Here is a 24,726-nt window from a genome sequence, read left to right as displayed (position 1 = left end):
TCCACGAACCGCTGGGCGTGGTCGGCCAGATCATCCCGTGGAACTTCCCGCTGCTGATGGCCGCCTGGAAGCTGGCCCCGGCCCTGGCCGCCGGCAACTGCGTGGTACTGAAACCCGCCGAGCAAACACCGCTGGGCATTACCGTGCTGATGGAGCTCATCGGCGACCTGCTGCCAGCCGGTGTGCTCAACGTGGTGCAAGGCTTCGGCAAGGAAGCGGGCGAGGCCCTGGCCACCAGCAAGCGCATCGCCAAGATCGCCTTCACCGGCTCCACCCCGGTGGGTTCGCACATCCTCAAGTGCGCCGCCGAGAACATCATCCCCTCCACCGTGGAGCTGGGTGGCAAGAGCCCGAACATCTACTTCGAAGACATCATGCAGGCCGAGCCGGCCTTCATCGAAAAGGCCGCCGAAGGCCTGGTCCTGGCCTTCTTCAACCAGGGTGAAGTCTGCACTTGCCCGTCCCGCGCCCTGGTGCAGGAATCCATCTACCCGGCGTTCATGGCCGAGGTGATGAAGAAGGTCAAAGCCATCAAGCGTGGCGACCCGCTGGACACCGACACCATGGTCGGCGCCCAGGCTTCGCAACAGCAGTTCGAGAAGATCCTCTCCTACCTCGACATCGCCCAGCAGGAAGGCGCGGAAGTGCTCACTGGCGGCGCGGTGGAAAAACTGGAAGGCAACCTGTCCACCGGTTACTACATCCAGCCGACGCTGCTGAAAGGCCACAACAAGATGCGTGTGTTCCAGGAGGAAATCTTCGGCCCGGTGGTGGGCGTCACCACCTTCAAGGACGAAGCCGAAGCCCTGGCGATCGCCAACGACACCGAGTTCGGCCTGGGTGCCGGTCTCTGGACCCGCGACATCAACCGCGCCTACCGCATGGGCCGTGGCATCAAGGCTGGCCGCGTGTGGACCAACTGCTACCACCTGTACCCGGCACACGCCGCGTTCGGTGGCTACAAGAAGTCTGGCGTTGGCCGTGAAACCCACAAGATGATGCTCGACCACTACCAGCAGACCAAGAACCTGCTGGTGAGCTACGACATCAATCCGCTGGGCTTCTTCTGATCCTCGGCAAGTAACCAAAAAACGCGGCCCCGGCCGCGTTTTTTTATGGGCGCCTCACAGAGCTTCCCTGTAGGGACGAATTCATTCGCCAAACAGGTCGAAGGTCTGCCGTTCGAACTCCGCGCAAAGATTCGCCCTCACCCCTAGCCCTCGCCCTGAAGAGGAGAGGGGTGACTCATGCCTGCTCCGCCCTGCCCCAATGACCAGCGCCTGTGGGAGCGAATTTATTCGCGAATTAGTTCGCCCCCACACAAGGCAGCCCCAAGCACCGACCTCAGCGCTCATCCCCGCGCCACTGCCTCGGGCTCACGCCGAACCAGCGGCGGAAGGCGCGGGAGAAGGCGCTGGTTTCGGAGTAGCCGAGCAAGGGGGCCAGCTCGGAGATGGGCCGCTGCCGTTGACGCAGGTAATGCAGCGCCAGCTCGCGGCGTGTCTGTTCCACCAGTTGGCTGAAGCTGAGGCCGTCTTCGCGCAGGCGACGCTGCAGACCCGCCGGGGTCAGTTCCAGACATTCGGCGATCTGTTCCAGGCAGGGTTCACCCAACGCCAGGGCCAGGCGAATTTGCGTGCTGGCTTCTTCCAGCAGGTTCGGCCCAGCGCCCTGCTCACCCAACCTGCGAATCACGTCCTGGAACAGGAACAACAGATTGGGATCTCGCTCGGGCATCAGCCTACCCTGCACATCGCCCTTGGGTACCAGCAGGAAATTGCAGGGCCGGCCGAACTGCACGGGCGCACCGAATGCCTCGGCATGTTCCTGCCAGCCCTCGGGACGTTCATGTTCGAAGGCCACCGCGCGCGGCGACCAGTCACGGCCCAGCGCATGCCGGACCAGGTTGAGCGCCATGCCCATGGTCAGTTCGGCGTCCTGGCGGCGGTCGAGAATCGCGCCATGGCGGATCTGGTAATCGAAGCGATAGCACTCACCACAATCCACCAGGCGGATCAGGGTGCTGTGCTGGTGATAGGGGAAGGCCGCGGCGAAGTTCTTCAATGCCTCTTCCAAGGTGTTCGAGAACAGCCCGACATAGCCCAGCAAGCCCAGGTCGCGGGGCTGGAATTGCTGGCCATAGCGCAGGCCGAAGTTGTCGCAACCGGACTGTCGTGCGGCCTCTTCCAGCACCTGGCAGTAGTTGGTAAGGGCCAGGCTCAGTGTCGGGTGCCGCAACTGCTCCGGGTCGATACCGGCGCGGCCGAAGATGCGGTCCAGGTCTCCGCCCTGCCCGGTGATGAAGCGGTCGAGACCGCTGGCGGCAGCCGAGAGCACACCGACATTGCTCGTGGTGGATGCTTGCAGGCTGGCACTGGAAAACAGGGACGGATTCATCACGGTCCACCGAATCTTTTTTGAACGGACATTCAAGCAAAACCCATGCCCTCGCCCCGGCTTCCTGCCAACGCCGCCACAGGCCCTCCAGCTGGGCGTTTGCGGGCCATTTCCGGGCATTTTCCATAGACCCGCCCCGTGCCGGGGCACGACGCGTGGGGCGATGGGTAACAGTGCCACACGACTTGACCGCAGAGGCCGCACACGACCTTCCACGGTCAAGTCCTGGGGAGGGTCGCTGGATAAGATCGAGCCTGGTCATCCACCAACGACGCCCCCACGGGCGAGGAGTCCTGATGAGCACAACACAACTAAAACCAACGCTCGGCACCTTGCATCTCTGGGGTATCGCCGTCGGCCTGGTGATCTCCGGTGAATACTTCGGCTGGAGCTACGGCTGGGGCACTGCCGGCACCCTCGGTTTCCTGGTCACCGCGCTGCTGGTGGCCACCATGTACACCTGCTTCATCTTCAGTTTCACCGAACTGACCACCGCCATTCCCCACGCAGGCGGCCCCTTCGCGTATAGCCGCCGCGCCTTCGGCGAGAAGGGCGGACTGATCGCCGGGATCGCCACCCTGATCGAATTCGTCTTCGCCCCGCCGGCCATCGCCATGGCCATCGGCGCCTACCTCAACGTGCAGTACCCCGAGCTGGACCCGAAGCACGCAGCCGTTGGGGCGTACCTCATCTTCATGACCCTGAACATTCTCGGCGTCAGCATCGCCGCCACCTTCGAGCTGGTGGTCACCGTATTGGCCGTGGCCGAGTTGCTGGTGTTCATGGGCGTCGTCGCACCGGGCTTCAGCTTCAGCAACTTCGTGGTCAACGGCTGGGCAGGCACCAATGAGTTCGGCAGCCACGCCATCTCCGGCATCTTCGCCGCCATTCCCTTCGCCATCTGGTTCTTCCTCGCCATCGAGGGCGCGGCCATGGCGGCGGAGGAAGCCAAGGACCCGAAACGCACCATCCCGCGCGCTTACATTGCCGGCATCCTGACCCTGGTGTTCCTTGCCATCGGCGTGATGATCATGGCCGGCGGCGTGGGTGACTGGCGTGAGCTTTCCAACATCAACGACCCACTACCCCAGGCCATGAAGGCCGTGGTCGGAAACGATTCCACCTGGATGCACATGCTGGTGTGGATCGGCCTGTTCGGCCTGGTGGCCAGCTTCCACGGCATCATCCTCGGCTACTCCCGGCAGTTCTTCGCGCTGGCGCGTGCTGGCTACCTGCCGCGCGGCCTGGCCAAGCTGTCGCGCTTCCAGACCCCGCACCGCGCCATCATCGCCGGTGGCGTGGTGGGTATCGCAGCCATCTACAGCGACGGCCTGGTGAACCTGCAGGGCATGACGCTGACCGCCGCGATGATCACCATGAGCGTGTTCGGCGCCATCGTGATGTACATCATCAGCATGCTCAGCCTGTTCAAGCTGCGCGTCAGTGAGCCCAATCTGGAACGTACCTTCCGTGCGCCGGGCTATCCGGTGGTACCGGCGATCGCCCTGGTGCTGGCCGTGGTCTGCCTGTTGGCGATGGCGTGGTTCAATACCTTGATCGGATTCATCTTCCTTGGCTTCATGGCGGCGGGGTATATCTACTTCCAGTTCACCGCCCACCATCGCGCCAGCGCACCGGTCGATGCCCTGCTGAACCGCGCCTGATCCTCCCGCGCCCCAGTGCAAGAAGACTGGGGCGCCTCACCAAGGAGAGCTTCGAGTGAGTAGTTTTTCCCACAGCGTCGGCGGCGAGACCTGGCGTTTCGAGAGCCTCCGGGAAGTCATGGCCAAGGCCAGCCCGGCCCGCTCCGGTGACTACCTGGCCGGCGTAGCCGCTGCCAGCGACGGCGAGCGCGTCGCTGCGCAGATGGCCCTGGCGGACATCCCCTTGAAGCACTTCCTCGACGAGGCGCTGATTCCCTATGAAGAAGACGAAGTCACCCGGCTGATCATCGACAGCCACGACCGCGTCGCCTTCGAACCGGTCAGCCACCTCACCGTCGGCGGTTTCCGCGACTGGCTGCTCAGCGAGCATGCCGACGAGTCCAGCCTCCGCGTCCTGGCCAAGGGACTGACGCCGGAGATGGCCGCCGCCGTGTCGAAGATCATGCGTGTGCAGGATCTGGTGCTGGTGGCGCAAAAGATTCGTGTCGTGACGCGCTTTCGCAACACCATGGGCCTGCGCGGCCGACTCTCCACCCGCCTGCAACCCAACCACCCGACCGACGAACCCGCGGGGATCGCCGCGAGCATTCTCGACGGCCTGCTCTATGGCAACGGCGATGCCATGCTCGGCATCAATCCGGCCACCGACAGCATCTCCTCCATCTGCGCCATGCTGGAAATGCTCGACGCGATCATCCAACGCTACGAGATTCCCACCCAGGCCTGCGTGCTGACCCACGTCACCACCTCCATTGCCGCCATCGAGCGTGGCGTACCGCTGGACCTGGTGTTCCAGTCCATCGCCGGTACCGAGGCGGCCAACGCCAGCTTCGGCATTAGCCTGAAAATCCTCCAGGAAGGCTACGAGGCGGGCCTTTCGCAGAAGCGCGGCCCCCTGGGCAACAACCTGATGTACTTCGAAACCGGTCAAGGCAGCGCACTGTCGGCCAACGCCCACCACGGCGTCGACCAGCAGACCTGCGAGGCACGGGCCTATGCGGTGGCCCGCCACTTCAATCCATTCCTGGTGAACACGGTGGTCGGCTTCATCGGCCCGGAATACCTCTACAACGGCAAGCAGATCATCCGCGCCGGCCTGGAAGACCATTTCTGCGCCAAGCTGCTCGGCGTGCCCATGGGCTGCGATATCTGCTACACCAACCACGCCGAAGCCGACCAGGACGACATGGACACCCTGCTGACGCTACTTGGTGTCGCCGGCATCAACTTCATCATGGGCATCCCGGGCTCCGATGATGTGATGCTCAACTACCAGACCACGTCCTTCCACGACGCGCTCTACGCCCGCCAGAGCCTGGGCCTGAAGCCGGCCCCTGAGTTCGAGTTGTGGCTAGAGCGCATGGGCATCCTGGTGCAGAGCGACGGTCGGGTGATCCTCGGCGACCAGCTTCCGCCGGCCTTCCGCCAGGCCATTGCGCGACTGGCCTGAACTCAAGGAGCAATGGATGAAGACGCCTCGCCCCCATTCCGGCCACACCGCCAACCCCTGGGAAGAACTGCGCCGCCTGACTCCGGCACGCATCGCGCTGGGTCGCGCCGGCATCAGCCTGCCCACCCATGCGCAACTGAATTTCCAGTACGCCCACGCCCAGGCACGAGACGCGGTACACCTGCCCTTCGACCATGACGGACTTGTCGCCCGGCTGGATGAGCGCGGACGCGCCACGCTGCTGCTGCACAGCGCCGCCAAGGACCGCGACACCTATCTGCAGCGACCGGACCTCGGTCGGCGCCTGGACGCGGCCTCACGCGAGAAACTACAGGAGCATGCACGGACTAATCCCGGTGGCTATGACCTCGCGGTAGTGGTCGCCGACGGCCTCTCCGCCCTCGCCGTGCAACGCCATAGCCTGCCCTTCCTCGAACGCATGGAAGAACAGGCGCTAGCGGAAGGCTGGTCGCTCTCGCCCGTGGTGCTGGTTCAGCAGGGCCGGGTGGCAGTGGCGGACGAGGTGGGCGAACTGCTCAACGCGAAGATGGTGGTGATCCTGATCGGCGAACGCCCTGGTCTCAGCTCGCCCGACAGCCTCGGGCTGTACTTCACCTGGGCACCCAAAGTCGGCCTGACCGATGCCTACCGGAACTGCATTTCCAACGTGCGTCTGGAAGGCCTGTCGTACGGCATGGCCGCCCACCGCCTGCTCTACCTGATGCGCGAGGCCTGCCGTCGCCAATTGTCCGGAGTGAACCTGAAGGACGAGGCCGAGGTGCCCTCGCTGGCTGGCGAACCGGACAGCGCCCTGGCGGGCAATTTCCTCCTGGCCACCGATCACCACTGACGCGCCGCGTCGCAACCGCTCTGCACCACTGGTCGCCGCGCCGCGCGTGGCTCCCGTTCGTCGGCTAGACACAAATCAAGCCGTCCCAGAAGTCGGCAGCCACGAACACCATCAGGAGCAACGCGATGCAAGCGACCCAACTGAGCGCCCTGGCGCTAGCGGTTTCCGCTGTACTCGGCCTTCCTGCCATAGCGAGTGAACAGTCCGAAGCCAAGGGTTTCATCGAAGACGCCGACGCAACCCTGCTGCTGCGCAACGCCTACTTCAACCGCGACTTCAAGGATGGCGCCAGGGATGCCAGAAGTTGGGGCCAGGCCTTCATCGGCACCTTCGAATCGGGCTTCACCCAGGGCACGATCGGCTTCGGTGTCGACGCCTACGGCCTTCTCGGCGTGAAACTGGACAGTGGTCGCGGCCGCAACTATGCCGCCTTCTTCGACACCGACAGCGATGGCCATCCGGTAGACGACCTATCCGAGGCCGGTGGCGTGGTGAAACTGCGTTTCTCCAGCACCGTGCTCAAGTACGGCAACCAGTTCCCCACCCTGCCGGTTCTGGCCCATGACGACAGCCGCCTGCTGCCCCAGGCGTTCACCGGCACCCTGCTCACCAGCAAGGAGATCGAGGGCCTGGAACTGAACGTCGGCCGCTTCACCGGGGACAGCCCCATGGGCGACCCGGCCCGCGACCCCAATCACCTGAAGAGCATCGACGTTATCGGCGGCAGCTACCTCGTGAGCGACAACTTCAGCCTGGCGCTCTACCACTCCGACGTGGAAGACATGTTCAAGAAGTACTACGCCAACCTGAACTACAACATTCCCTTTACCGATGAACAGGCGCTGAACTTCGACTTCAACATCTACCGCACCAAGTACGACGATGGCTCCGTTGCTGCGCTCGCACTCGGCGGCGACGGTGAGGACGACAAGAACACCCTGTGGAGCCTGGCGGCCAAGTACAGCATCGGCGCCCACGCTTTCATCCTCGCCCACCAGCGCAACACCGGCGATACCGGCTACGCCTATGATTTTGGCGACGGCGGCAGCACCATCTACGTGGCCAACTCCTACTACTCGGACTTCAACCTGGAGGACGAGCAGTCTTGGCAGGTCAGCTACGAATTGGACTTCGGTGGCTACGGCGTCCCCGGCCTGACCTACAAGATTGCCTATGTGCGCGGCACCGACATCGTTGCCGGTGGCGAGAACGACGGCACCGAGCGCGAGCTGTTCAACCAGTTCAAGTACGTGGTGCAGGACGGCCCGGCCAAGGACCTGTCGTTCAAGCTGCGCAACTCTATCTACCGTGCCGATAACGACGTGGGCCCGGACCTCAATGAAGTTCGCGCCTTCATCGAATACCCGCTCAATATTCTCTGAAGTCGCTGACAGCCCGGCTCAATCGCCCTGGGCGGTGGCCTTGAGTCCGGCCAGCACCAGCTTCTGATACAGCTGCTCGCGCAGGCCCGCCGGCGCGAGCAATCCCATCCGATCAAGATGCCCGACGTAGCTGGCCGGATCCGGCAGGTCGAACAGCGCGGCCCTGCCCAGGTCGATGATTTCCCCCAGTTTCAGCTTGCGCTTCACCCAACGCAGGGCGCGCAACAGGTCCTGCTCCACCGGGGTGAAGTCGCAGCCCAGCGGATATTCGGAGAACAGCTGGGGAAACGCCACGCGCAGCTTTTCCAGCCGCCCCGGCGTGTTCTGCCGCCAGGCCGGTTCCAGGACGAAATCTTCGGGCAACTTGCCGGCCAGTTGCGCATCGGCGATCAGCCCGTCCTGGAAGCGTGAGTCGGCGATGCGCACCAAGGCGGCGATCACCTCCGAGTCGTTCTTGCCGCGCAGGTCGGCAATGCCGTACTCGGTAACCACCAAGTCCCGAAGGTGACGAGGAATCGTTGCGTGGCCGTACTCCCAGACGATGTTGGAACTGACCTCACCACCCGACTCACGCCAGCTGCGAAGCATCAGGATGGAGCGACCGCCTTCGAGCTCATGGGCCTGGGCGACGAAATCGTATTGGCCGCCGACACCACTGATCACCCGGCCATCCTCCAACTGGTCGGCGGCACTGGCACCGAGCAGCGTGACGGTGAAACAGCTGTTGATGAAGCGCGCATCACGACGCTGCAGGCGCTTGAGGGGCTCGTCGCCAAGGAGCCGGTTGATCTGGCTGATCGGCCCCATGGCAATACGCGCGCGACGTGCCTCACTCAGTTCGCGAAGGCGCTGATAGAAAGCCTGCGGCCCCAGGAAGAAGCCACCGTGCACCAGGATTCCCCGGCCAGCCTTGCCCCAGTAGGGCCTCAGGTCGGGGTTGTGGATATCGCATGCGCTGCTGCGGCAATCCGGAAGGCGCAGCCGTCCTTCCTCGAAACGGATGCCTTCGTCGAGCAGGCCATGAGACTTCAGCCAGGCCAGCCCCTCGGCATCCAGGCCTCGTGGCAATCGTTCGGCCAGGGCGTCGAAGTCGACTATCACACCGTCGCCATCCAGTACTCCGGCGTCAGCCAGGCGCTGTAATTCGATGTCGTCATACACGGGGCGGCGCAGGATGCCTGCTTCCATCAGCACCAGCAGGCCGAACAGGAACATTTCGCTGTTGGCGTAGAGCCCCCGGGTGAATGGCGCAAGCCCCCCTTCGCGCTTGATCAGGTCTGCCCAGCGACCGGGCACATCCATGGCGCCCAGCAGAGCCTGGTAGCGGGTGTTGTCGGCATGGCGCGCGAGCAGCGCAGCTGTCAGCCCATCAGCCATCGCGCCAATTCCCATCTGCAGGGTGCCGCCGTCCCGCACCAGGGTGCTGACATTCAGGCCAATGGCGTGGTCCTGGGTGCTGACCGGCATGTTTGGCGTGGAGAACAGGCGGCTGCGCTCGACCCTTTCCAGCACCAGGTCGAAGCAGGCCGCGTCCACCTCCGCCGGCCCTGTCATGTAGGGCAGCTCGGCATGTTCCTGGGCGACCATGACGATGACCTCGCCTCGGGCGCGGCGCTGGAGCAGGCCAGGGAGCAGGTCGAGCGTAACGTCGGGATTGCAGCTGAGGCTGAAGCGGCCGGGGTTTTGCGTCCTTGAAGCCACCATCTGGGCGATCAGATTGATGCCCTTGCGCTGCAGATCGGCAGCCACTTGGCTGTAGTTGAGGCTGACGTAGTGTTGCTGGGCCTGCGGATTGTCCAGTTGACTGCCAGGTTGCAGGTAGAACTCCTCGATGCGCACATTTGGCGGCAACTCACCGCAACGCAGATCGCTGAGGTAATCGAGTTCCACATAGTCGGCGAAAACCCGGCGCAGGAAGGGCCCGCTGAAGCGCTGCTCCAGTTCGCTGCCGGGCTGCGGCTTGGCCAGGGACAAGGCGGTATGGATGATCAGTTGCCGCTCCGGCAGGGCCTTGATCCGCTGGTAGAGCGCATTGACAAAGCGGTTCGGCTTGCCGAGCCCAAGCGGCAGGCCCAATCGAACGGGGCCATCGATGCGTTCAAGCACCTCGTCGACGGCCTGATCCAGAGCGCAACGGAGCATGGCGTCCTCCTTGGCATACAGCGATTAAGGTTGGACTCCGCCAGCGTCAGGATTGCTCACGCTTTCCCAACCATTCAAACGCTTGCTTGGATTGCGTTTTCCACAATTTCTGGTGCAGCATCGACGACGTTGGCTGGCACAGCATCTGCATCGCCAATCACGCCCATCCACAGATACCGAGGCCCATCATGCGCATCGTCCAAGCCACCCTGGAGCACCTGGACCTGCTTACGCCGCTGTTCGTGAAGTACCGTGAGTTCTACGGTGAACTGCCATTCCCGGAGTCCTCGAGAAAGTTCCTGGAGAAACGCCTGAGCCGCAAGGAATCGGTGATCTACCTGGCCTTTCCGGATGACGATGACACTCGTCTGATGGGCTTCTGTCAGCTCTATCCGAGCTTCTCCTCCCTGTCCCTGAAGCGCGTCTGGATCCTCAACGACATCTATGTCGCCGAGGATGCCCGCCGCCAACTGGTAGCCGACCGCCTGCTGCAGACTGCGAAGAAGATGGCGCGGGAAACCAACGCCGTGCGGATGCGCGTCTCCAGCAGCGTCGACAACGAAGTCGCACACAAGGTGTACGAGTCCATCGGCTTCCGCGAAGACACCGAGTTCAAGAACTACATCCTGCCAATCAACAGCGACTGAACCCGCTGCATGGGCCCGGTCAGCAAGCCGGGCCCCTCCCCACTAACCAAGCCCCAGCCAGAGCCCCAGTAGCAGCGGGAGCCCGAGTAGCAGCGCCAGCGCCACTTGCCGTGACCTGCCCAGCCTGGGAGAGGACCGTTGCCTGAGCGCCTGCGCCAACAGGCGCTCCAGGGCCAACTGGAACTCCGACAGGGCTTCGTAACGCACGCGAGGCTGTGGCGCCAACGCCTTGGCCAGCACCCCGTCCCAGCCTTCAGGTAGCCCGGGTACCCGACCCGCCAGCGGCATGTAGCGGCTGGCCTGACCACCTTCGGGGCGCGCCGTTTCAGGCCATTGTCCACTGAGCAGCCAATAGGCCAGCGCCGCCAGGGCGAACTGGTCGGCACTGCCATCCAGGGCGCGGCCATGGCGTAGCTCCGGGGCCAAGGGGACGGCCTGGGGCGGCGCCGTCTGCTGTGGCACGCCTGGCAGGATGGCGGCGAACTCGGGCAAGAGCAGCAAGCGGCCGCGCTCGTCGAGCAGTATCTGCCTGGGATTCAGCCAGAGCCCCTGCATGCCGCGCCGCTGCAGCGAGCGAACCGCCTCGATCAACTGCACCAGAATGGCCAGGGTCGCGGCGGCATCCAGAGGTGGTCGCCCTTCCCGACGTCGCGCGAGGCTCTGCGCACCTGCCGGCGGCAAGGCGAAAAGCAGAAAGGCGTGCTGACGGTCCTGCCGCGGCGAAAGTACCTGCGGCAAGGTCTCCACAGGGCTACGGCGCAACACCCATTCCCGCTGCCAGAAGGCCTCATCGGCATCCACTTCAGACAGCCAGAACAACGCCTCGCGGCTTTCCTCCCGCGCCCGGAACAACCTCCCTGGCGGCCCATAGTCGCAGGGGGCGAGCAAGGTCCAGCCATCCATCACGGTTCCCGGCACCACGCCTTGCACCTTCGGCCAGCGGACTCCAGGCGCCGATGGCGGCAGGCAATGAGGCTCGCCGGGCAATACCAGCGCAGCGGCTCCGGGGGCGCTTAATAGGGGTTCCAGCAGCCCGCCCAGTTGACCGGACTGCAAGTTGTCACTGGATTCACGCAGGGGGCTCAGATCAGCCACTTCCAGTAGCGGCTGGGGCGCCATCAGCAGAGGCTGGCCAGGTGTCAGTGGCAGGCTGTGCTGGATCACCGCGAGCTCAGCCTGCGCTCCCAAGGGGTTGTCCCGCCCAGTCAGTTCCTGGGCCAGTTGTCCCTGAAAACGCACCAGTCCGACCGCCCCGGCCTGCAGGAAGTGCGCCTCGCCGTCCTGCACCAGCAGTAGACCAACGCTCAGTTCCGGGACCCGTTCACCGGCCTGGCACCGACGAAAAAGCTGGAGATTGAGTGCCGCCAGCACCTGGCGCGCCGCCTGGGTCTCGCTCCATCCATCCGGCGTGCAGGCGTAGTCGACGAACAGGGCGTCCAAGTACTGCCCGAGCATTCGCACCACGTTGGTGCACGAACATCCCCAGAGCAGGGCCACCAGCATCAGCGGCGGACGCCCCTTCCGCCCGGCTACCCAGGTTGCACGGGCGCGGGCCGCCTGGGTGGGCAGGTCCCGGCCGTGTCCCTGGGCCAGGCTGACGGCGGGGTGTTCCAGCAACTGCAAGGGCATGGGCGCGCATCCTGGTCCGGGAAAACAATGGAAACAGTTGCAGCCTTCATGCCGTTCACCATTCGGATAACAGCTCGCCGTGGCCGGGAAACTTCCCCTTATAATGCGGCGACTACCTCGCTTTCTCGCCGCAGTCACTCACAAGGCGCCTCATGGATTTCAACCCGATCGACCTCATCCTCCATCTGGACCAATACCTGAATCTGCTGGTCAGCAACTACGGCACCTGGATCTACGCCATCCTCTTTCTGGTCATCTTCTGCGAGACGGGTCTGGTGGTAACGCCCTTCCTGCCCGGCGACTCCCTGCTGTTCATCGCCGGCGCGGTCAGTGCTGGCGGCGCCATGGACCCGTGGCTACTGGGCGGCCTGCTGATGATCGCGGCCATAAGCGGCGACAGCCTCAACTACCTGGTCGGGCGCACGGCCGGCGAACGCCTTTTCAGTAATCCGAATTCGAAGATTTTCCGCCGCGACTACCTGCAGCGCACCCATGATTTCTACGACCGTCATGGCGGCAAGACCGTGACCCTGGCGCGCTTCCTGCCCATCGTGCGCACCTTCGCCCCCTTCGTTGCCGGCGTAGGCCGCATGCCCTACCCGCGCTTTCTTGGCTTCAGCGTGCTGGGCACCATCCTCTGGGTGGGCGGCCTGGTGACCCTCGGCTATTTCTTCGGCAACGTACCTTTCATCAAGCAGAATCTCTCGCTGATGATCATCGTCATCATCGGCATTTCACTGCTGCCAATGATGATCGGCTTTGCCCGCAGCCACTTTCGCGCCGCCAGCAAGGGCGCCGAGCACTCGAGCTGACCGACGCACCATGTGGTCCTATCGCGGCTGGCGCCGCCAGCGCATCCTCGCCCGCAATCCGGTCACGCCGCAGCAGTGGGAGATCGTGCGCCAGCGCCTGCCGATACTCGATGGCCTGGACGAAACGGAAGACCAGCGTCTGCGCGAACGCAGCGTGATCTTCCTGCATGAAAAGCGCATCACCGCCCTGCCCGGCGTCGAACTGTCCCCCGAGGACCGCCTGACACTCGCCACCCTGGCGCAACTCCCTCTGCTGCATCTGCCAGACCTCGATTGGTACCGGGGCTTTCACGAGCTGGTGCTCTATCCCGACGACTTCGTCAGCCCCCAGCGCCATCGCGACGCAGCTGGCGTGGAGCACGAATACGATGACGAGCGCAGCGGCGAATCCTGGCAGTACGGGCCGGTCATCCTCGCCTGGCCTGGTGTGCAATCGAGCGGCGGCTGGGATGGCTACAACCTGGTGATCCACGAACTGGCACACAAGCTCGACATGCTCAACGGCGCGCCGAACGGCCTGCCCCCACTGCACCGCGACATGCGCCAATCCGACTGGGCACTGGCCATGCAGTCCGCCTATGACGCGCTGAATGCCCAACTCGACCGCGATCCCGAATCCGAAACGCCCATCGACCCATACGCCGCCGAAGACCCGGCAGAGTTCTTCGCAGTCGCCAGCGAGTATTTTTTCACCGCACCGGACCTTCTGGACCAGGCCTTCCCCGCCGTCTACCGCCAGCTCCAGGCGTTCTACCGCCAGGACCCGCTGCGGCGCCTGAAGCACCTCCAGGACATCCACCCGGACTATCGCGACGCGACCAATGGATGAGTACAACGGCGTGGCATCGGCCCTGGAATATGCCTATAATCGCGCCCACTTTTTTGGCCCACCCCCAGGGAGTTGACCATGAGCTACAGCAAGATCCCGGCAGGCAAAGACCTGCCGAACGACATCTACGTCGCCATCGAAATCCCGGCCAACCACGCGCCGATCAAGTACGAGATCGACAAGGACAGCGACTGCCTGTTCGTCGACCGTTTCATGGCCACCCCGATGTTCTACCCGGCCAACTACGGCTACATCCCGAACACCCTGGCTGACGACGGCGATCCCCTGGACGTGCTGGTCGTCACCCCCTACCCGGTCGCTCCGGGTTCCGTCATCCGCGCCCGTCCGGTCGGCGTTCTGCACATGACCGACGAAGCCGGTGGCGATGCCAAACTGCTGGCCGTTCCCCACGACAAACTGAGCGTTCTCTACAAGGACGTGAAGGAATACACCGACCTGCCGGCCCTGCTGCTGGAGCAGATCAAGCACTTCTTCGAGAACTACAAGGACCTCGAAAAAGGCAAGTGGGTGAAAGTAGAAGGCTGGGGCAACGCTGACGCTGCCCGTGCTGAAATCACTAAAGCGGTTGCGGCCTACCAAAAGTAAGCCCCGACCACTCATGAAAAGCCGGCCACAAGCCGGCTTTTTTATTGCCTGGGAAAAAGGCCGTTCAACTCCCTCACGCAGTTTCTTCTCTAGGGAACTCAACCCCGACGTCGAAACGACAGTTTCAAGGGTGGCAGCGCCATCTTCAGGATGTAGCCCCAGAGGCCGAACACCAACGGCCCACCGGCCAGCGAAAGCGCACGCGTGGCGAGCGTTGCGCCCTCCTCCATTGCGCCGCTGATAAGGACCAGTCCCAACCCCAGCAGCGCCATCATGAACAGGAGTCTGGCGAGGTAGACCTTGACGGTCAGCAGCATCCAGACCCACTTCATGCGCCGCCGTCGGACTGGGGCCTTGCTTGCTTCCGGTACGTCCATCACCGCCTCACATCCCTGCCGAACGCGACATACCGGCGAAGTGCCGCCCGCCTGGCCACGCAAACCTGACGGAATGCTCGGGTTAGAATGCCGCCCCCGCTCATTCCAGAACCGCCCCGCCATGAACCTCGACGCTATCGCCACCCTCGAACAGCAACTGACCGCCGCCCTGGAGAATCCGCCGGACGAGATCCGCCGCGTCTTCCACGGCCGTGGACGGCGCTGGGTGGGGTTGGAGCATGTCACGATCGACTGGCTACAGGGGATCGTGCTGGTGTCGTTGTTTCGCGAGGTGGGCGAAGACGAACTCGCTGCGCTGCGGGCCATGTTGCTCGGTCTCACCCGGTCGCCAGCCTGGCAACGCAGCGGCGCCCGATCGCTGCTGATGCAGCATCGCTACCTGCTGGAAAGCACCGTGGAGCTGCTGTGGGGCGAGGCGGTGGATGAGTGCGTGGTCAGCGAAGCGGGTCTGCGCTTCAAGCTGGACCTGGGCAAGAAGCAGAACAACGGCCTGTTCCTCGACATGCGCTACGGCCGTGACTGGGTCCGTGCCAACGCTCGGGGCAAGCGGGTGCTGAACCTCTTCGCTTACACCTGCGGCTTCTCGGTGGCGGCCATCGAGGGTGGTGCCGAGCATGTGGTCAATCTCGATATGGCCAGCTCGGCCCTCAGCCGCGGGCGGGATAATCACCGGCTCAATGGACATGACCTCGGTCGCGTGAGCTTCCTCGGTCATGAGCTGTTCAAGTCCTGGGGCAAGGTGAAGAAAACCGGGCCTTACGACCTGGTGATCATCGACCCGCCGTCCTTCCAGAAAGGCAGCTTCGCCCTGACCCGCGACTACCAGAAGATCCTGCGCCGCCTGCCAGAACTGCTGACCGAGAACGGGGTAGTGCTGGCCTGCGTGAATGATCCGGCCATCGGGCCGGACTTCCTCATCCAGGGGATGGCGGCGGAAGCGCCGGAACTGCGGTTTGTGGAGCGGCTGCAGAATCCACCGGAGTTCGAGGATATCGATGCGGATGCGGGGTTGAAGGCGTTGGTGTTTCAGCGGGGGTAATTGCTGGGGCCAAACGGGGCTCCGCCTCCCTCTCCCCCGGACCCCGCTCTGCGCCCCGGCCTGATCGCTTCGCGCTCCGGCGTTCATCGGCACCGGAAGCAATGCTTCCGAGAGCGTGCCTCTTCACCCCTGAAGAGGAGAGGGGTGACTCGCGCCGGCGTGACCCTCCCTGTAGGGGTGAATTCATTCGCGAAGCAGGACGCAGTCCTGCCATGACACGTGGCCCAATACCGAATGGGGGCTTCGCAGCCCTCACCCTAACCCTCTCCCGGAGGGAGAGGGGGCTGTCCGTGCCACGGAACGTGCAACCTGTAGGGGCGGCAGGACGCAGGCCTGCCCACGTGAACAGGCGCTAGAACGGCACTGTCAGCTTCAGCCAGTAGGCATCGCCTTCCGCGCGGTTGCGCACCTGCATCTCCTGTTCCCACTTGGCGGTGAGGAACCAGCCATCCTTGTTGCTGTACATGATCGATGGGCCGATTGAGAAGGCACGGCCCTTGTTGTCGTCGATGCGCTCGCCATCCTGGCGGTCGTCAGTGGTCTGGCGATAGTAGTAGCCGCCCACGCCCAGTACCCAGCCATTGCCCAGGCCCCAGCCAACGGAATAGTCGAAGTGGAATTCCTGGCCGGAGCGGTAGTCGGTGGCAGGGTTTTCCCGATTGAAGTCGTACATCAGTTTCACACTGGCGTTGAGCCCGGCGGGGTCGACATATGAAATCGCCCATACCGGCTCGACGGTCCAGTAGTTACGTCCGATGTTGGCCAGGTCCCCGCGGTCGTACTCACCTGTGGGTGCGATGAAGTCGAGGGCGAAGATGCTGTGCAATTTGTCGCTGTGGTGAAAGCCGAGGGCGGGGCCGAAGATGATGTCGCCAAGGCCCTTCTTGTGCTGGGACTGGCCATTCACATCCACCTTGAGGTCGACGAAGGGCACCAGCGCGGCGAAGGCCAGGTTGCCGCCGAACAGCTGCTGCTCGCTCACCCAGATCAGGCGCGGCGCGACGACGTTGGCGCGCACGCGGAAATCCACCGGCAGGCTGCGGCCATCGTTACCGCGCAGGGTGTCGGCTTCGTAATGAGTGGAGAACACCTGGCCGTAAAAGCCCGGTGGCGGCATGGCGCCGGACATGTAGTTTTCGGCGCCCATAGGATAGGTGGAGCCTCCACCTTCGGTGGCATGGGCGACGTGGCCGAAAGTGGCGAGGATGCAGCAGGAAAGGACACGCAGTTTGGCGCTCATCAGCAATACCTTCTTGTTTTTATGGGCGTGAGCCGCCGTCCGCGCACAAGGCGCGGAGCGACGGATAAAGCGGAGTCAGATGCGCTTGAACAGGGCTGAGCGGGTGCTCTCGCCGGCGCCATCGGCGGCAGTCAGGAAGCGCTCCATGAATATGTCGCGCTCGAACAACCGTCCCTGCATCAGCGCGGTGATGGCTGCGTCGATCATCGGCGGCGGCCCACAGAGGTAAGCCTTGTTGCCGGTGAAGCGGCCGTCGAAATGCTTCTTCGCCGCGTCATGCACGTAACCGCGGAAGCCGGTCCAATCAGTGTCTTCCGCCGCCTGACTGAGGGACGGTACGTAAGTGAAGTTCTCGTGCTCTTCGGCAAGGCGCTCGAAGAGTTCACGGTTGTAGAGTTCGGCACGGGTACGGGCGCCCTGGAACAGCGTCATGCGCCGTGTGTCCCCCTGCTCCAGCAAATCGAGAATCATCGATTGCGGGCTGGACAGCCCCGAGCCACCGGCGATGAAGATCAGGTCGCCGGCCTGGGACCCGCGCACGAAGAACTGGCCATAGGGGCCGGAGAGTTCGAGCGCATCGCCCACCTTCAGGCCGTCATGGATAAAGCCGGTTGCCTGGCCACCCTCCACCAGGCGGACGTGCAGTTCCACCTCGTCGGCACGGCTCGGCGGGTTGGCCAGCGAGAAGGCGCGGGTGCCGTCGATACCCGGAATCTGCAGGTTGATGTACTGCCCGGCCTGGAACGCCATGGGACGGTCCAGCTTCAGGCGCAAGCCCTTGATGGTGGGCGAGAGGTCGTCCAGCGCGATCACCGTCGCGCGGTAATCCTGCACGGCGTGGCCGGCGAAATCCGGGTCGACGTCGATGTCAGCCTCGATCACCAGGTCACTTTGCGGAATCGCGCAGCAGGCCAACACCTTGCCCTCGTCGCGTTCCATGTCCATCAGGGCGAAGGGCGACGCGGCGCCAACATCCACTTCGCCTTCCAGCACCTGCAGCTTGCAGGTGGCGCAGGTGCCATGGCCACAGGCGAAAGGCAGCCAGACGCCCTGGCGCAGGGCGGCCTGGAGGATCGTCTGGCCTTCCTCGACTTCGATTTGCTCGCCGGTGGGTTCGATAGTGACCTGATAACTCATGGCGACCTCCTCAGTTGAAGCTGCCGTTGAGGCCATCCAGGCCAGGGGTGAAAAGACGCAGCAAGCTCTTGTGGCCAATGCCATTGGCGGCCAGCCCAGTCGTCAGGTCGGGTTGGAACTCCGTGTCATCGAGACGCCAGCTGGCCTTGGCGAAGTCCACCTTCGCCGCATCCGGGTGCGCAGCGATGGCCGGCTTGACCACCTGCTCGATGAAGTCGGCGAAAGGCATGTCCGGCGGCAGCGGCAAGGTGAAAGGGGCGCAGAACATCAAGTGGCGTTCCCAGCAGAGATACACCAGTTGCAGGCCGTTGAAGTTTTCCTGGCGGTCCAGGGATTGCGCCGCATAGGCGCCGATGGCAGTCACGGGCATGACGCTGTCCTTCTTGTAATGGGGTGGAAGGCGGGCGCGCAGCACCCGCCACGGGACTCAACCGGCCTTGGGGAGGTCGGCGGGCTTGTCGCCCTGCCACTCTCGCCAGCGCTGGTGTTCCGGCGAGTCCTGGTAGTCGAAGTTGTCCTGGCCGAAGGCGATGTTGTAGTAGTCGCGCACCACCGCCTCGACATCTGCGCCGCCGCAGTTGCCCTGGAGAATCTGGTGCACCGGAAGCCAGGCCTGGACGTACTTCTCCGGCTCGTACTGGAAGATGTCGCAGCAGCCGTCGGAGCAGAAATGGAAGCGCTCGCCGCCATGCACGACACTGCGATGGCTCAGCGTCGTATCCGCATCCGGCTCGGTGAAGGCCAGCGGGATCTGGCAGATCTGGCAGAGCATCGGCAGCGTGTTGTTGTAGAAGCGTTCTCCGCGCGCCTGCATCTCGCGCCATTGCTCATAGCGCGGACGGTAGATGCGGTCGAAGGTGTCCGGGTACTTGGCCGAGAGCCAGTCCAGTTCCTCGTCCGTGGGAATCCAGGTGTGGAAGTTGGTGGCCTGGCTGTACTGGTAGAAGATCGACCAGGCCTGGTGGCTGATGTGTTCCTTGCCGATGGTGGTCTGCTCGACGTACTTCGGCGGGCGGATGCCGTAGCGTTCCAGATCCTTGAACAGCGCGCCGCCGGCCTGCTCGTAGTACACCTCCCAGGCCTCGGCCCAGGACATGACTTTGTTCGGCAGCATGTAGTCCATCATCATCCCCACCAGCGTCAGCAGGCGGTAACCGCGCCAGAACCACTTGTCGATCCAGCGCTGGATGATCGGCACGTTATCCTCGTGCTGCTCCAGCAGGAACTTGATCACTTCCAGGCCGAGGGTCATGTGCCGGGCCTCATCGGATTGCGCCGAGAAGCCGAAGGTGACGGTGGCCATGTCGCCGTTGTAGGCGGCACCGGACATGAAGGGCACGAACAGCAGGTTGGTCAGTACGTACTCGAACGAGAACGAGATGGCCGTGAGGAACTCGAACGGGCCAGCCGTGCGGGCGTCCTCGAAGAAGGACTTGGGCACCGAGAGGAACCACACCCGATCGTGCATGTGGGCGAAGTCATGCAGGCCGTTGAAGTGTTTGTTGTAGTGACTCATGGCGTGAATCTGGGTCTGCACGTGGCGCAGTTCGTCGATCGCCTGCATCTGGCAGGCAACCCGCGCCCCGGCCCCGCCGAAATGCCGGCCGACTCGGGCGAAGCCCTGGTAGGCCTGGTACTCCAGCGGAGTCACGCCGCAGAGGAACAGCTTCAGCGCATTGACGTAGCGCGCGTCGGACAGGTTGGTATGGCCATTGTTCTGGGAGAAGGCATCGAAGATCGCGTAGAGCTTCTTCTCCTTCTCGGCCTGGTACTTCCAGTAGGCGTCCATGGTCAGGCGGAAGGGGTCCTCCCACTTGTCCCAATCTGTGATCTTGATGCCCTCGAAGCGCTCATAGGGGTAGATATCGTCCTTGCTCTGGTAGCTCGGCTCCCAGGCCAGGTCGCGGGTCAGGCAGCGGTACTTGTCTTTCTGGTTCAGGCGTTTGGCGGCCATGGTGGCTCTCCCGATTCTTGTCGTTGTGCGCGGGTCAGTTCCAGTGCAGGGCGAAGCGGTCTTCGTCTTCCTCGACGTTGCCGCCGAGGGTGATGACGTCGATGAGCATTTCCTGCACGTCCCACTCGCGGCCGAGCTTTTCCTCCACCGTGGCGCGATTGATCTCTAGGCGCTGTTCGGCCTGGACACGGATCATGGCCGGCTGGTGCTGGATCTCGGCGTGGGGGTTGTCCTGGACGATGGCCTCGACGATGTAGCGGGCGTTGTCGTTGTCCTGGAAGGCGATGTACACGAGGGAAGTCATTGCGCGGCTCCTACAAGGCCGATTTTCTTCAGGCGGGCGGCGAACTCGCCGGCCACGGTGTCGAGGGCGACGCTACCGGGGCCGATGTCTGCCAGCGGCTCCAGGGCTTCCAGGGCGCGGGCCTGCCACTGACCGATCCAGCCTTCGACGAGCTGGCGGTTATCAACGCTTTCGCTGGCGACTGTTTTCACCAAGGCATCGACCCAGCGCTGGGTCTCGGCGAACCAGAGGCGCATGAACTCGGTGAGCATCCCTACCTGGCCGGCACCCTGGGCGCAGAGCTGTTCATCGAACTTGTGGAACAGGAGCGGGTAAAGCAGGCCATCACTGACCAGGTTCTGCGCCAGGGTCAGCTCGAACCAGTCACGCACTACCAGCGTGTCTTCAACGTAGCGACGCAGGCCCTGCCAGGCGGGATCCTGCATCCACTGCTGCTTGGCCTCGGCGAGCAGGTCGGTGCCACCGTCATCGAGCATCAGGCCGATGCGCGACAGGTACTGGGCTATACCGAGACGGTCCATGGCCTGGAACATGTGCAGCTGGGTCAGGCTGGTGCCGAAACCGTCGGCGGCGACGCCGCTGTTGTTCATGTTGGCGCCGAGCTCCGCATGGCGCAGGGGCAGCAGCAGGCGGGCGATCTGGTCGCGGCTGGCGGCATCCAGACCAGCCAGCAGGTTGCGCTTCTCGCAGAAGGCGTAATCGTGCTCGGCGTTCTCCTGCATCCTGGCGCGAGTCTGCACGTAGGCGCCGTAGTAGAACTGGCGTGGGTCGCTGACGGCGTACCAGTCAGCCATGCGAATGGCGGTGCGGGTGGCGTCGTTGAGCAGCTTGTCCGGCTGCCACAGTGGGCGGTAATGGAAGTTGGTGGCGGCCTCGATGTCGAAGCTGGCCTCCTGGTAGCGGCTGGCAGGCTTGTCGCCGAAACGCCGGCGGGTGTGGCTGAAGGTCTGGCGGATCGGCTCGGCCGTTGCCGTCTTGATCTCGATGTTCATGCAGGGCGTCCTGTACTTGTTGTTGTGGGGAGTCGGCGCGTCGTGGTCAGGCCATCAGTCGGCCTGATCGCGGCTCTCGCCGTAGCGCCACTTCTCCATGTCGGCGTCGATGGCTTCGGCCATCTCCGCATCCATGTGCTGAACCCGGTTCTGCTCGCAGAAGCTGGTGAAGGCGGCGCGTGGCAGAACCAGTTCGACGAAGAGGTCGGGATAGCCGATGGCGAAGTCGAACTCGACGAAGACGGCGTCGGGTTCGCTGCGCACCCGGACGTAACGCGGCAGTTGATCGAAGCGGGTCTGTTGCTGGCTCATGCAAGGCAACTCCATGGGCGGGTTGCCAGGGGCAGAGCAACGGCTGTGCCAGGGCCTTGAAAAACCCACAGAAATAAACACAAGGCATTGTTATTAATGGATTTTTTACGAGTTCTTCGAGAACAGGACGAATCGGGAACCACGGCTCTCGGCCGATGGCTTTTCACCATTTGCTCAATCGCCGGAGTGCCCTTGAGCAAATCACCAATCGACCTTCCCCCACGCGCACAGGCGATTGACTTTTCACCGGCTTTCAGGCCGCTTAGAAAAAGAGCACGGCCACACCTTGCGTCCTCCGGCCGTCCGGTCGAACCCTTTTAACCGCCTGCCTGAGCGGTGGTTCGCCGGCTTCCCCGTACAAGAACAATCTGGGGTGCAACACGATGAAAGTTGATTACAAGGCGTCGGAGCACAGCCCGACGCTGAAGGACCTGACCGACCGCATCCGCTTCCTCGACAACGAGGGCAAGATCTGGCTCGACGAGCAGCGCATGCTCCTGCTCCAGGCCGCCGCCATGGGCTCCTTCCGCCGCGAGCTGGTGGACATGCTCGGCGTCGAGCGCGCCAAGGGATTTTTCCTGCGCCTGGGTTATCAGTCCGGCCTGAAGGACGCCGAACTGGCGCGCAAGCTGCGCCCCGATGCCGACGCGGTGGAGATGTTCCTCACCGGCCCGCAGCTGCACTCGCTCAAGGGCATGGTCAAGGTCAACCCGCTGGAGATGAACATCGATATCGAGAACGGCCAGTTCTACGCCGACCTCGAATGGCAGAACTCCTACGAGGTGGAGAACTGCCGCGCCGAAGGCATGTCATCCGACCAGCCGGTGTGCTGGACCTTGCTCGGCTACGCCATCAGTTACTCGTCGTTCTTTCTCGGTCGCCAGGTGCTCTACAAGGAAGTCAGCTGCCGTGGCTGCGGCGACTCGCGCTGCCGCATCATCGGCAAGCCGGTGGAGGAATGGGAAGACGCCGAGGAGTTCATGCGCTACTTCCAGTGCGACCCCATCATCGAAGAACTCCAGGCCCTGCAAGTACAGGTGGCCAACATGCGCCAGCGCCTGCAGCAGGACGCCGGGCAGTTCTACGGCATCGGCAAGGCTCCGCTCTACCGCAGGGCTTGCACGCTGATCGACAAGGCTGCGCCAGGCAAGGCTTCGGTCCTGCTGCTGGGCGATACGGGAGTCGGCAAGGAGGTCATGGCGCGCAGCCTGCACTTGCGCAGCGAACGCGCCAGCGGCCCCTTCGTGGCCCTGAACTGCGCCGCGATCCCGCCGGACCTGATCGAGGCCGAGCTGTTCGGTGTCGAGCGTGGCGCCTATACCGGTGCCCAGCACTCGCGCATGGGCCGCTTCGAACGCGCCAATGGCGGCACCCTGTTCCTCGACGAAGTGGTGGAACTCACGCCGCGCGCCCAGGCCAGCCTGCTACGCGTGTTGCAGGAGGAGGAACTGGAACGGGTCGGCGACTCGCAAACTCGCAAGGTTGATGTGCGCGTGGTCGCCGCCACCCACGAGGACCTGGCCAAAGCAGTCAAGGATGGACGCTTCCGCGCCGACCTCTACTATCGGTTGAACGTCTATCCGGTGTTCATTCCGTCGCTGCGCGAGCGCAAGGAAGACATTCCGCTGCTGGTGGATCACTTTCTATCGCGGCTGCATACCGCCTACGGCAAGACCACCCTGGGACTTTCCGACCGGGCCCTGGAGGCCTGTATGCGCTATGACTGGCCAGGCAACATCCGCGAGCTGGAAAACCTGGTCGAGCGTGGCGTGATCACCACCGACGCCAATCAGAGCATCAGCGCGGATGCGCTCTTCCCGCACCTTTCTCACGAGGCCCATAGCATCGGCCTTTCCAGCGATGGTGAGCTGGTGGAAGCGACGCCGAGCGTCGAGCCGGATTGGGTTGAGCGCCTGATCGACAGCGGCGTCACCCTGGACACGGTCGAAGAGGCGCTGATGCAGGGGGCGATGAAGCGCGCCCAGAACAATGTCTCGGAAGCCGCACGCCTGCTCGGCATGACCCGCCCGGCCCTGGCCTACCGCTTGAAGAAGCTGCCGGCGGAAGACGCGATTGAGCAAATGAGCAAACGCCCGCGCCCGGGTTGACGACCTGATCAAGCCGGGTGCCTTGCGCACGGCATCCGGCTCTTTTTAATTTATTTGCAATCAAATACTTATCGACCATCACCAAACTGGCACCGCCCTTGCTCAAGGGTTCTGGCCCACAACAAAAACATGAGGCCCAACCGTGAGCAACAAACTGTCCAGCACCGAAAGCGTCCAGAAGTTCTTCCAGGAAGTGAGCGGCTTCAACAACGATCGGGGCAGCCCGCGCATGAAGCAACTGGTGAACCGCATCCTGGTCGACTCCATCAAGATCATCGAAGACCTGGAAGTCACCACCGAAGAGTTCTGGAAAGCGGTGGACTACTTCAACCGCATGGGCGCCCGCGGCGAAGCCGGCCTGCTGGTAGCCGGCCTTGGCCTGGAGCACTACCTGGACCTGCTGCTGGATGCCCAGGACGAGCAGGCCGGCCTGTCCGGCGGCACCCCGCGCACCATCGAAGGTCCGCTGTACGTAGCTGGCGCGCCGCTGTCCGAAGGCGAAACGCGCATGGACGACGGCACCGATGCCGGCACCGTGATGTTCCTCCAGGGCCAGGTCAAAGACGCCGAGGGCAAACCGATCGCCGGTGCCGTGGTCGACCTGTGGCACGCCAACACCAAGGGCACCTATTCCTACTTCGACACCACCCAGTCGGACTACAACCTGCGTCGCCGCATCGTCACCGATGCCGATGGCCGCTACCGCGCCCGCAGCATCGTGCCGTCCGGCTACGGCTGCCCGCCGGATGGCACCACCCAGGAAGTGCTGAACCACCTGGGCCGCCACGGCAATCGTCCGGCACACATCCACTTCTTCATCTCCGCACCGGGCTA

General features: G+C 63.6%; 23 protein-coding genes. 12 read left to right on the top strand and 11 right to left on the bottom strand.

All coding sequences use genetic code 11. The features are described 5' to 3' along the window. Positions 1-1,070 (top strand): aldehyde dehydrogenase family protein (locus E8E75_RS09170; protein WP_280358576.1); only part of this gene is annotated, 1,070 nt, incomplete at its 5' end. A gap of 274 nt (positions 1,071-1,344) precedes the next feature. On the opposite strand, the gene E8E75_RS09165 is transcribed toward E8E75_RS09170, so the two are convergent. After that, positions 1,345-2,397, bottom strand: a complete 1,053-nt coding sequence (locus E8E75_RS09165; RefSeq protein WP_153919663.1) for an AraC family transcriptional regulator — start codon at positions 2,395-2,397, stop codon at positions 1,345-1,347. Between the two features lie 293 nt (positions 2,398-2,690). On the opposite strand from E8E75_RS09165, the gene eat reads away from it, so the two are divergent. The 4 genes from eat (at position 2,691) to E8E75_RS09145 (ending at position 7,743) form a co-directional block, all read left to right on the top strand. Then, positions 2,691-4,061 (top strand): ethanolamine permease, encoded by a 1,371-nt coding sequence (gene eat / locus E8E75_RS09160; RefSeq protein WP_174235606.1) that lies wholly within the window; start codon positions 2,691-2,693, stop codon positions 4,059-4,061. A 55-nt stretch (positions 4,062-4,116) separates the two neighbouring features. Then, positions 4,117-5,511, top strand: coding sequence for an ethanolamine ammonia-lyase subunit EutB (locus E8E75_RS09155; RefSeq protein WP_280358573.1), 1,395 nt, complete (start codon positions 4,117-4,119; stop codon positions 5,509-5,511). 16 nt (positions 5,512-5,527) lie between these two features. Then, complete coding sequence (eutC, locus tag E8E75_RS09150) at positions 5,528-6,361, top strand: ethanolamine ammonia-lyase subunit EutC (protein WP_120653158.1); 834 nt, start codon at positions 5,528-5,530, stop codon at positions 6,359-6,361. Positions 6,362-6,486: 125 nt separating this feature from the next. Then, positions 6,487-7,743, top strand: a complete 1,257-nt coding sequence (locus E8E75_RS09145) for an OprD family porin (protein ID WP_120653159.1) — start codon at positions 6,487-6,489, stop codon at positions 7,741-7,743. A gap of 18 nt (positions 7,744-7,761) precedes the next feature. Here the strand turns inward: E8E75_RS09145 and E8E75_RS09140 are convergent, their stop codons facing one another. Continuing rightward, complete coding sequence (locus tag E8E75_RS09140; protein WP_153919660.1) at positions 7,762-9,885, bottom strand: acetyl-CoA hydrolase/transferase C-terminal domain-containing protein; 2,124 nt, start codon at positions 9,883-9,885, stop codon at positions 7,762-7,764. Between the two features lie 188 nt (positions 9,886-10,073). Between E8E75_RS09140 and E8E75_RS09135 the strand changes: the two genes are divergently transcribed. Continuing rightward, a complete protein-coding gene (locus E8E75_RS09135; protein ID WP_120655284.1) occupies positions 10,074-10,532 on the top strand; it encodes a GNAT family N-acetyltransferase in 459 nt (152 codons plus the stop codon). A 42-nt stretch (positions 10,533-10,574) separates the two neighbouring features. Here E8E75_RS09135 and E8E75_RS09130 read toward each other — a convergent pair whose 3' ends face one another. Continuing rightward, positions 10,575-12,161 (bottom strand): protein kinase, encoded by a 1,587-nt coding sequence (locus tag E8E75_RS09130; protein ID WP_153919658.1) that lies wholly within the window; start codon positions 12,159-12,161, stop codon positions 10,575-10,577. 152 nt (positions 12,162-12,313) lie between these two features. On the opposite strand from E8E75_RS09130, the gene E8E75_RS09125 reads away from it, so the two are divergent. The 3 genes from E8E75_RS09125 to ppa all read left to right on the top strand — a co-directional run bounded on the left by E8E75_RS09125 (position 12,314) and on the right by ppa (position 14,408). Further along, complete coding sequence (locus E8E75_RS09125) at positions 12,314-12,973, top strand: DedA family protein (protein WP_120653162.1); 660 nt, start codon at positions 12,314-12,316, stop codon at positions 12,971-12,973. A 10-nt stretch (positions 12,974-12,983) separates the two neighbouring features. Then, positions 12,984-13,802 (top strand): M90 family metallopeptidase, encoded by an 819-nt coding sequence (locus tag E8E75_RS09120; RefSeq protein ID WP_120653163.1) that lies wholly within the window; start codon positions 12,984-12,986, stop codon positions 13,800-13,802. 78 nt (positions 13,803-13,880) lie between these two features. Further along, positions 13,881-14,408 carry an inorganic diphosphatase gene (gene ppa / locus E8E75_RS09115; protein ID WP_016490694.1) on the top strand — a complete coding sequence of 176 codons (528 nt, stop codon included), beginning with the start codon at positions 13,881-13,883 and terminating at the stop codon, positions 14,406-14,408. 98 nt (positions 14,409-14,506) lie between these two features. Here ppa and E8E75_RS09110 read toward each other — a convergent pair whose 3' ends face one another. Then, positions 14,507-14,725 carry a hypothetical protein gene (locus tag E8E75_RS09110; protein ID WP_153919656.1) on the bottom strand — a complete coding sequence of 73 codons (219 nt, stop codon included), beginning with the start codon at positions 14,723-14,725 and terminating at the stop codon, positions 14,507-14,509. Between the two features lie 181 nt (positions 14,726-14,906). Here E8E75_RS09110 and E8E75_RS09105 point away from each other — a divergent pair, with 181 nt between their 5' ends. Beyond that, the gene (locus E8E75_RS09105) at positions 14,907-15,845 is read left to right on the top strand and encodes a class I SAM-dependent methyltransferase (RefSeq protein ID WP_153919653.1); all 939 of its coding nucleotides are present in this window, start codon (positions 14,907-14,909) and stop codon (positions 15,843-15,845) included. 352 nt (positions 15,846-16,197) lie between these two features. On the opposite strand, the gene E8E75_RS09100 is transcribed toward E8E75_RS09105, so the two are convergent. From E8E75_RS09100 to E8E75_RS09070, 7 genes are all read right to left on the bottom strand, one after another. After that, positions 16,198-17,085 (bottom strand): transporter, encoded by an 888-nt coding sequence (locus tag E8E75_RS09100; RefSeq protein ID WP_153919651.1) that lies wholly within the window; start codon positions 17,083-17,085, stop codon positions 16,198-16,200. A 75-nt stretch (positions 17,086-17,160) separates the two neighbouring features. Then, entirely contained in the window at positions 17,161-18,222 is a 1,062-nt protein-coding gene (locus E8E75_RS09095) for a phenol 2-monooxygenase domain-containing protein (protein ID WP_120653210.1), read from the bottom strand. A 10-nt stretch (positions 18,223-18,232) separates the two neighbouring features. Beyond that, on the bottom strand, positions 18,233-18,592 hold the full coding sequence (locus tag E8E75_RS09090; RefSeq protein ID WP_120653211.1) for a phenol hydroxylase subunit P4: 360 nt from the start codon (positions 18,590-18,592) through the stop codon (positions 18,233-18,235). Between the two features lie 57 nt (positions 18,593-18,649). Beyond that, positions 18,650-20,176: an aromatic/alkene/methane monooxygenase hydroxylase/oxygenase subunit alpha gene (locus E8E75_RS09085; protein WP_153919648.1), complete on the bottom strand. Its 1,527-nt coding sequence runs from the start codon at positions 20,174-20,176 to the stop codon at positions 18,650-18,652. Between the two features lie 34 nt (positions 20,177-20,210). Further along, the gene (locus E8E75_RS09080; RefSeq protein ID WP_077524328.1) at positions 20,211-20,480 is read right to left on the bottom strand and encodes an MmoB/DmpM family protein; all 270 of its coding nucleotides are present in this window, start codon (positions 20,478-20,480) and stop codon (positions 20,211-20,213) included. After that, on the bottom strand, positions 20,477-21,472 hold the full coding sequence (locus tag E8E75_RS09075; protein ID WP_153919646.1) for an aromatic/alkene monooxygenase hydroxylase subunit beta: 996 nt from the start codon (positions 21,470-21,472) through the stop codon (positions 20,477-20,479). The genes E8E75_RS09080 and E8E75_RS09075 overlap by 4 nt, the downstream gene beginning before the upstream one ends. Positions 21,473-21,526: 54 nt before the next feature. Beyond that, positions 21,527-21,784, bottom strand: coding sequence for a phenol hydroxylase subunit (locus E8E75_RS09070; protein WP_120653214.1), 258 nt, complete (start codon positions 21,782-21,784; stop codon positions 21,527-21,529). Between the two features lie 383 nt (positions 21,785-22,167). Between E8E75_RS09070 and E8E75_RS09065 the strand changes: the two genes are divergently transcribed. Continuing rightward, the gene (locus tag E8E75_RS09065; protein WP_120653215.1) at positions 22,168-23,892 is read left to right on the top strand and encodes a sigma-54-dependent Fis family transcriptional regulator; all 1,725 of its coding nucleotides are present in this window, start codon (positions 22,168-22,170) and stop codon (positions 23,890-23,892) included. Positions 23,893-24,034: 142 nt separating this feature from the next. After that, positions 24,035-24,726 (top strand): dioxygenase (locus E8E75_RS09060; RefSeq protein ID WP_280358567.1); only part of this gene is annotated, 692 nt, incomplete at its 3' end.

Source organism: Pseudomonas sp. BN606 (genome assembly GCF_029873115.1).
In the GTDB taxonomy this organism is placed as follows: domain Bacteria; phylum Pseudomonadota; class Gammaproteobacteria; order Pseudomonadales; family Pseudomonadaceae; genus Metapseudomonas.
This window is presented reverse-complemented; position numbering and strand designations above follow the sequence as displayed.

Bases quoted from the DNA above. Each gene is read 5' to 3' on its own strand.
- E8E75_RS09145 (WP_120653159.1), top strand. From the start codon at position 6,487: ATGCAAGCGACCCAACTGAGCGCCCTGGCGCTAGCGGTTTCCGCTGTA.
- E8E75_RS09140 (WP_153919660.1), bottom strand. From the start codon at position 9,885: ATGCTCCGTTGCGCTCTGGATCAGGCCGTCGACGAGGTGCTTGAACGC.
- eutC (WP_120653158.1), top strand. From the start codon at position 5,528: ATGAAGACGCCTCGCCCCCATTCCGGCCACACCGCCAACCCCTGGGAA.
- E8E75_RS09085 (WP_153919648.1), bottom strand. From the start codon at position 20,176: ATGGCCGCCAAACGCCTGAACCAGAAAGACAAGTACCGCTGCCTGACC.
- E8E75_RS09065 (WP_120653215.1), top strand. From the start codon at position 22,168: ATGAAAGTTGATTACAAGGCGTCGGAGCACAGCCCGACGCTGAAGGAC.
- E8E75_RS09095 (WP_120653210.1), bottom strand. From the start codon at position 18,222: ATGAGTTATCAGGTCACTATCGAACCCACCGGCGAGCAAATCGAAGTC.
- E8E75_RS09165 (WP_153919663.1), bottom strand. From the start codon at position 2,397: ATGAATCCGTCCCTGTTTTCCAGTGCCAGCCTGCAAGCATCCACCACG.
- E8E75_RS09130 (WP_153919658.1), bottom strand. From the start codon at position 12,161: ATGCCCTTGCAGTTGCTGGAACACCCCGCCGTCAGCCTGGCCCAGGGA.
- E8E75_RS09070 (WP_120653214.1), bottom strand. From the start codon at position 21,784: ATGAGCCAGCAACAGACCCGCTTCGATCAACTGCCGCGTTACGTCCGG.
- E8E75_RS09110 (WP_153919656.1), bottom strand. From the start codon at position 14,725: ATGCTGCTGACCGTCAAGGTCTACCTCGCCAGACTCCTGTTCATGATG.
- ppa (WP_016490694.1), top strand. From the start codon at position 13,881: ATGAGCTACAGCAAGATCCCGGCAGGCAAAGACCTGCCGAACGACATC.
- E8E75_RS09125 (WP_120653162.1), top strand. From the start codon at position 12,314: ATGGATTTCAACCCGATCGACCTCATCCTCCATCTGGACCAATACCTG.
- E8E75_RS09120 (WP_120653163.1), top strand. From the start codon at position 12,984: ATGTGGTCCTATCGCGGCTGGCGCCGCCAGCGCATCCTCGCCCGCAAT.
- E8E75_RS09135 (WP_120655284.1), top strand. From the start codon at position 10,074: ATGCGCATCGTCCAAGCCACCCTGGAGCACCTGGACCTGCTTACGCCG.
- E8E75_RS09100 (WP_153919651.1), bottom strand. From the start codon at position 17,085: ATGAGCGCCAAACTGCGTGTCCTTTCCTGCTGCATCCTCGCCACTTTC.
- E8E75_RS09080 (WP_077524328.1), bottom strand. From the start codon at position 20,480: ATGACTTCCCTCGTGTACATCGCCTTCCAGGACAACGACAACGCCCGC.
- E8E75_RS09105 (WP_153919653.1), top strand. From the start codon at position 14,907: ATGAACCTCGACGCTATCGCCACCCTCGAACAGCAACTGACCGCCGCC.
- E8E75_RS09090 (WP_120653211.1), bottom strand. From the start codon at position 18,592: ATGCCCGTGACTGCCATCGGCGCCTATGCGGCGCAATCCCTGGACCGC.
- E8E75_RS09075 (WP_153919646.1), bottom strand. From the start codon at position 21,472: ATGAACATCGAGATCAAGACGGCAACGGCCGAGCCGATCCGCCAGACC.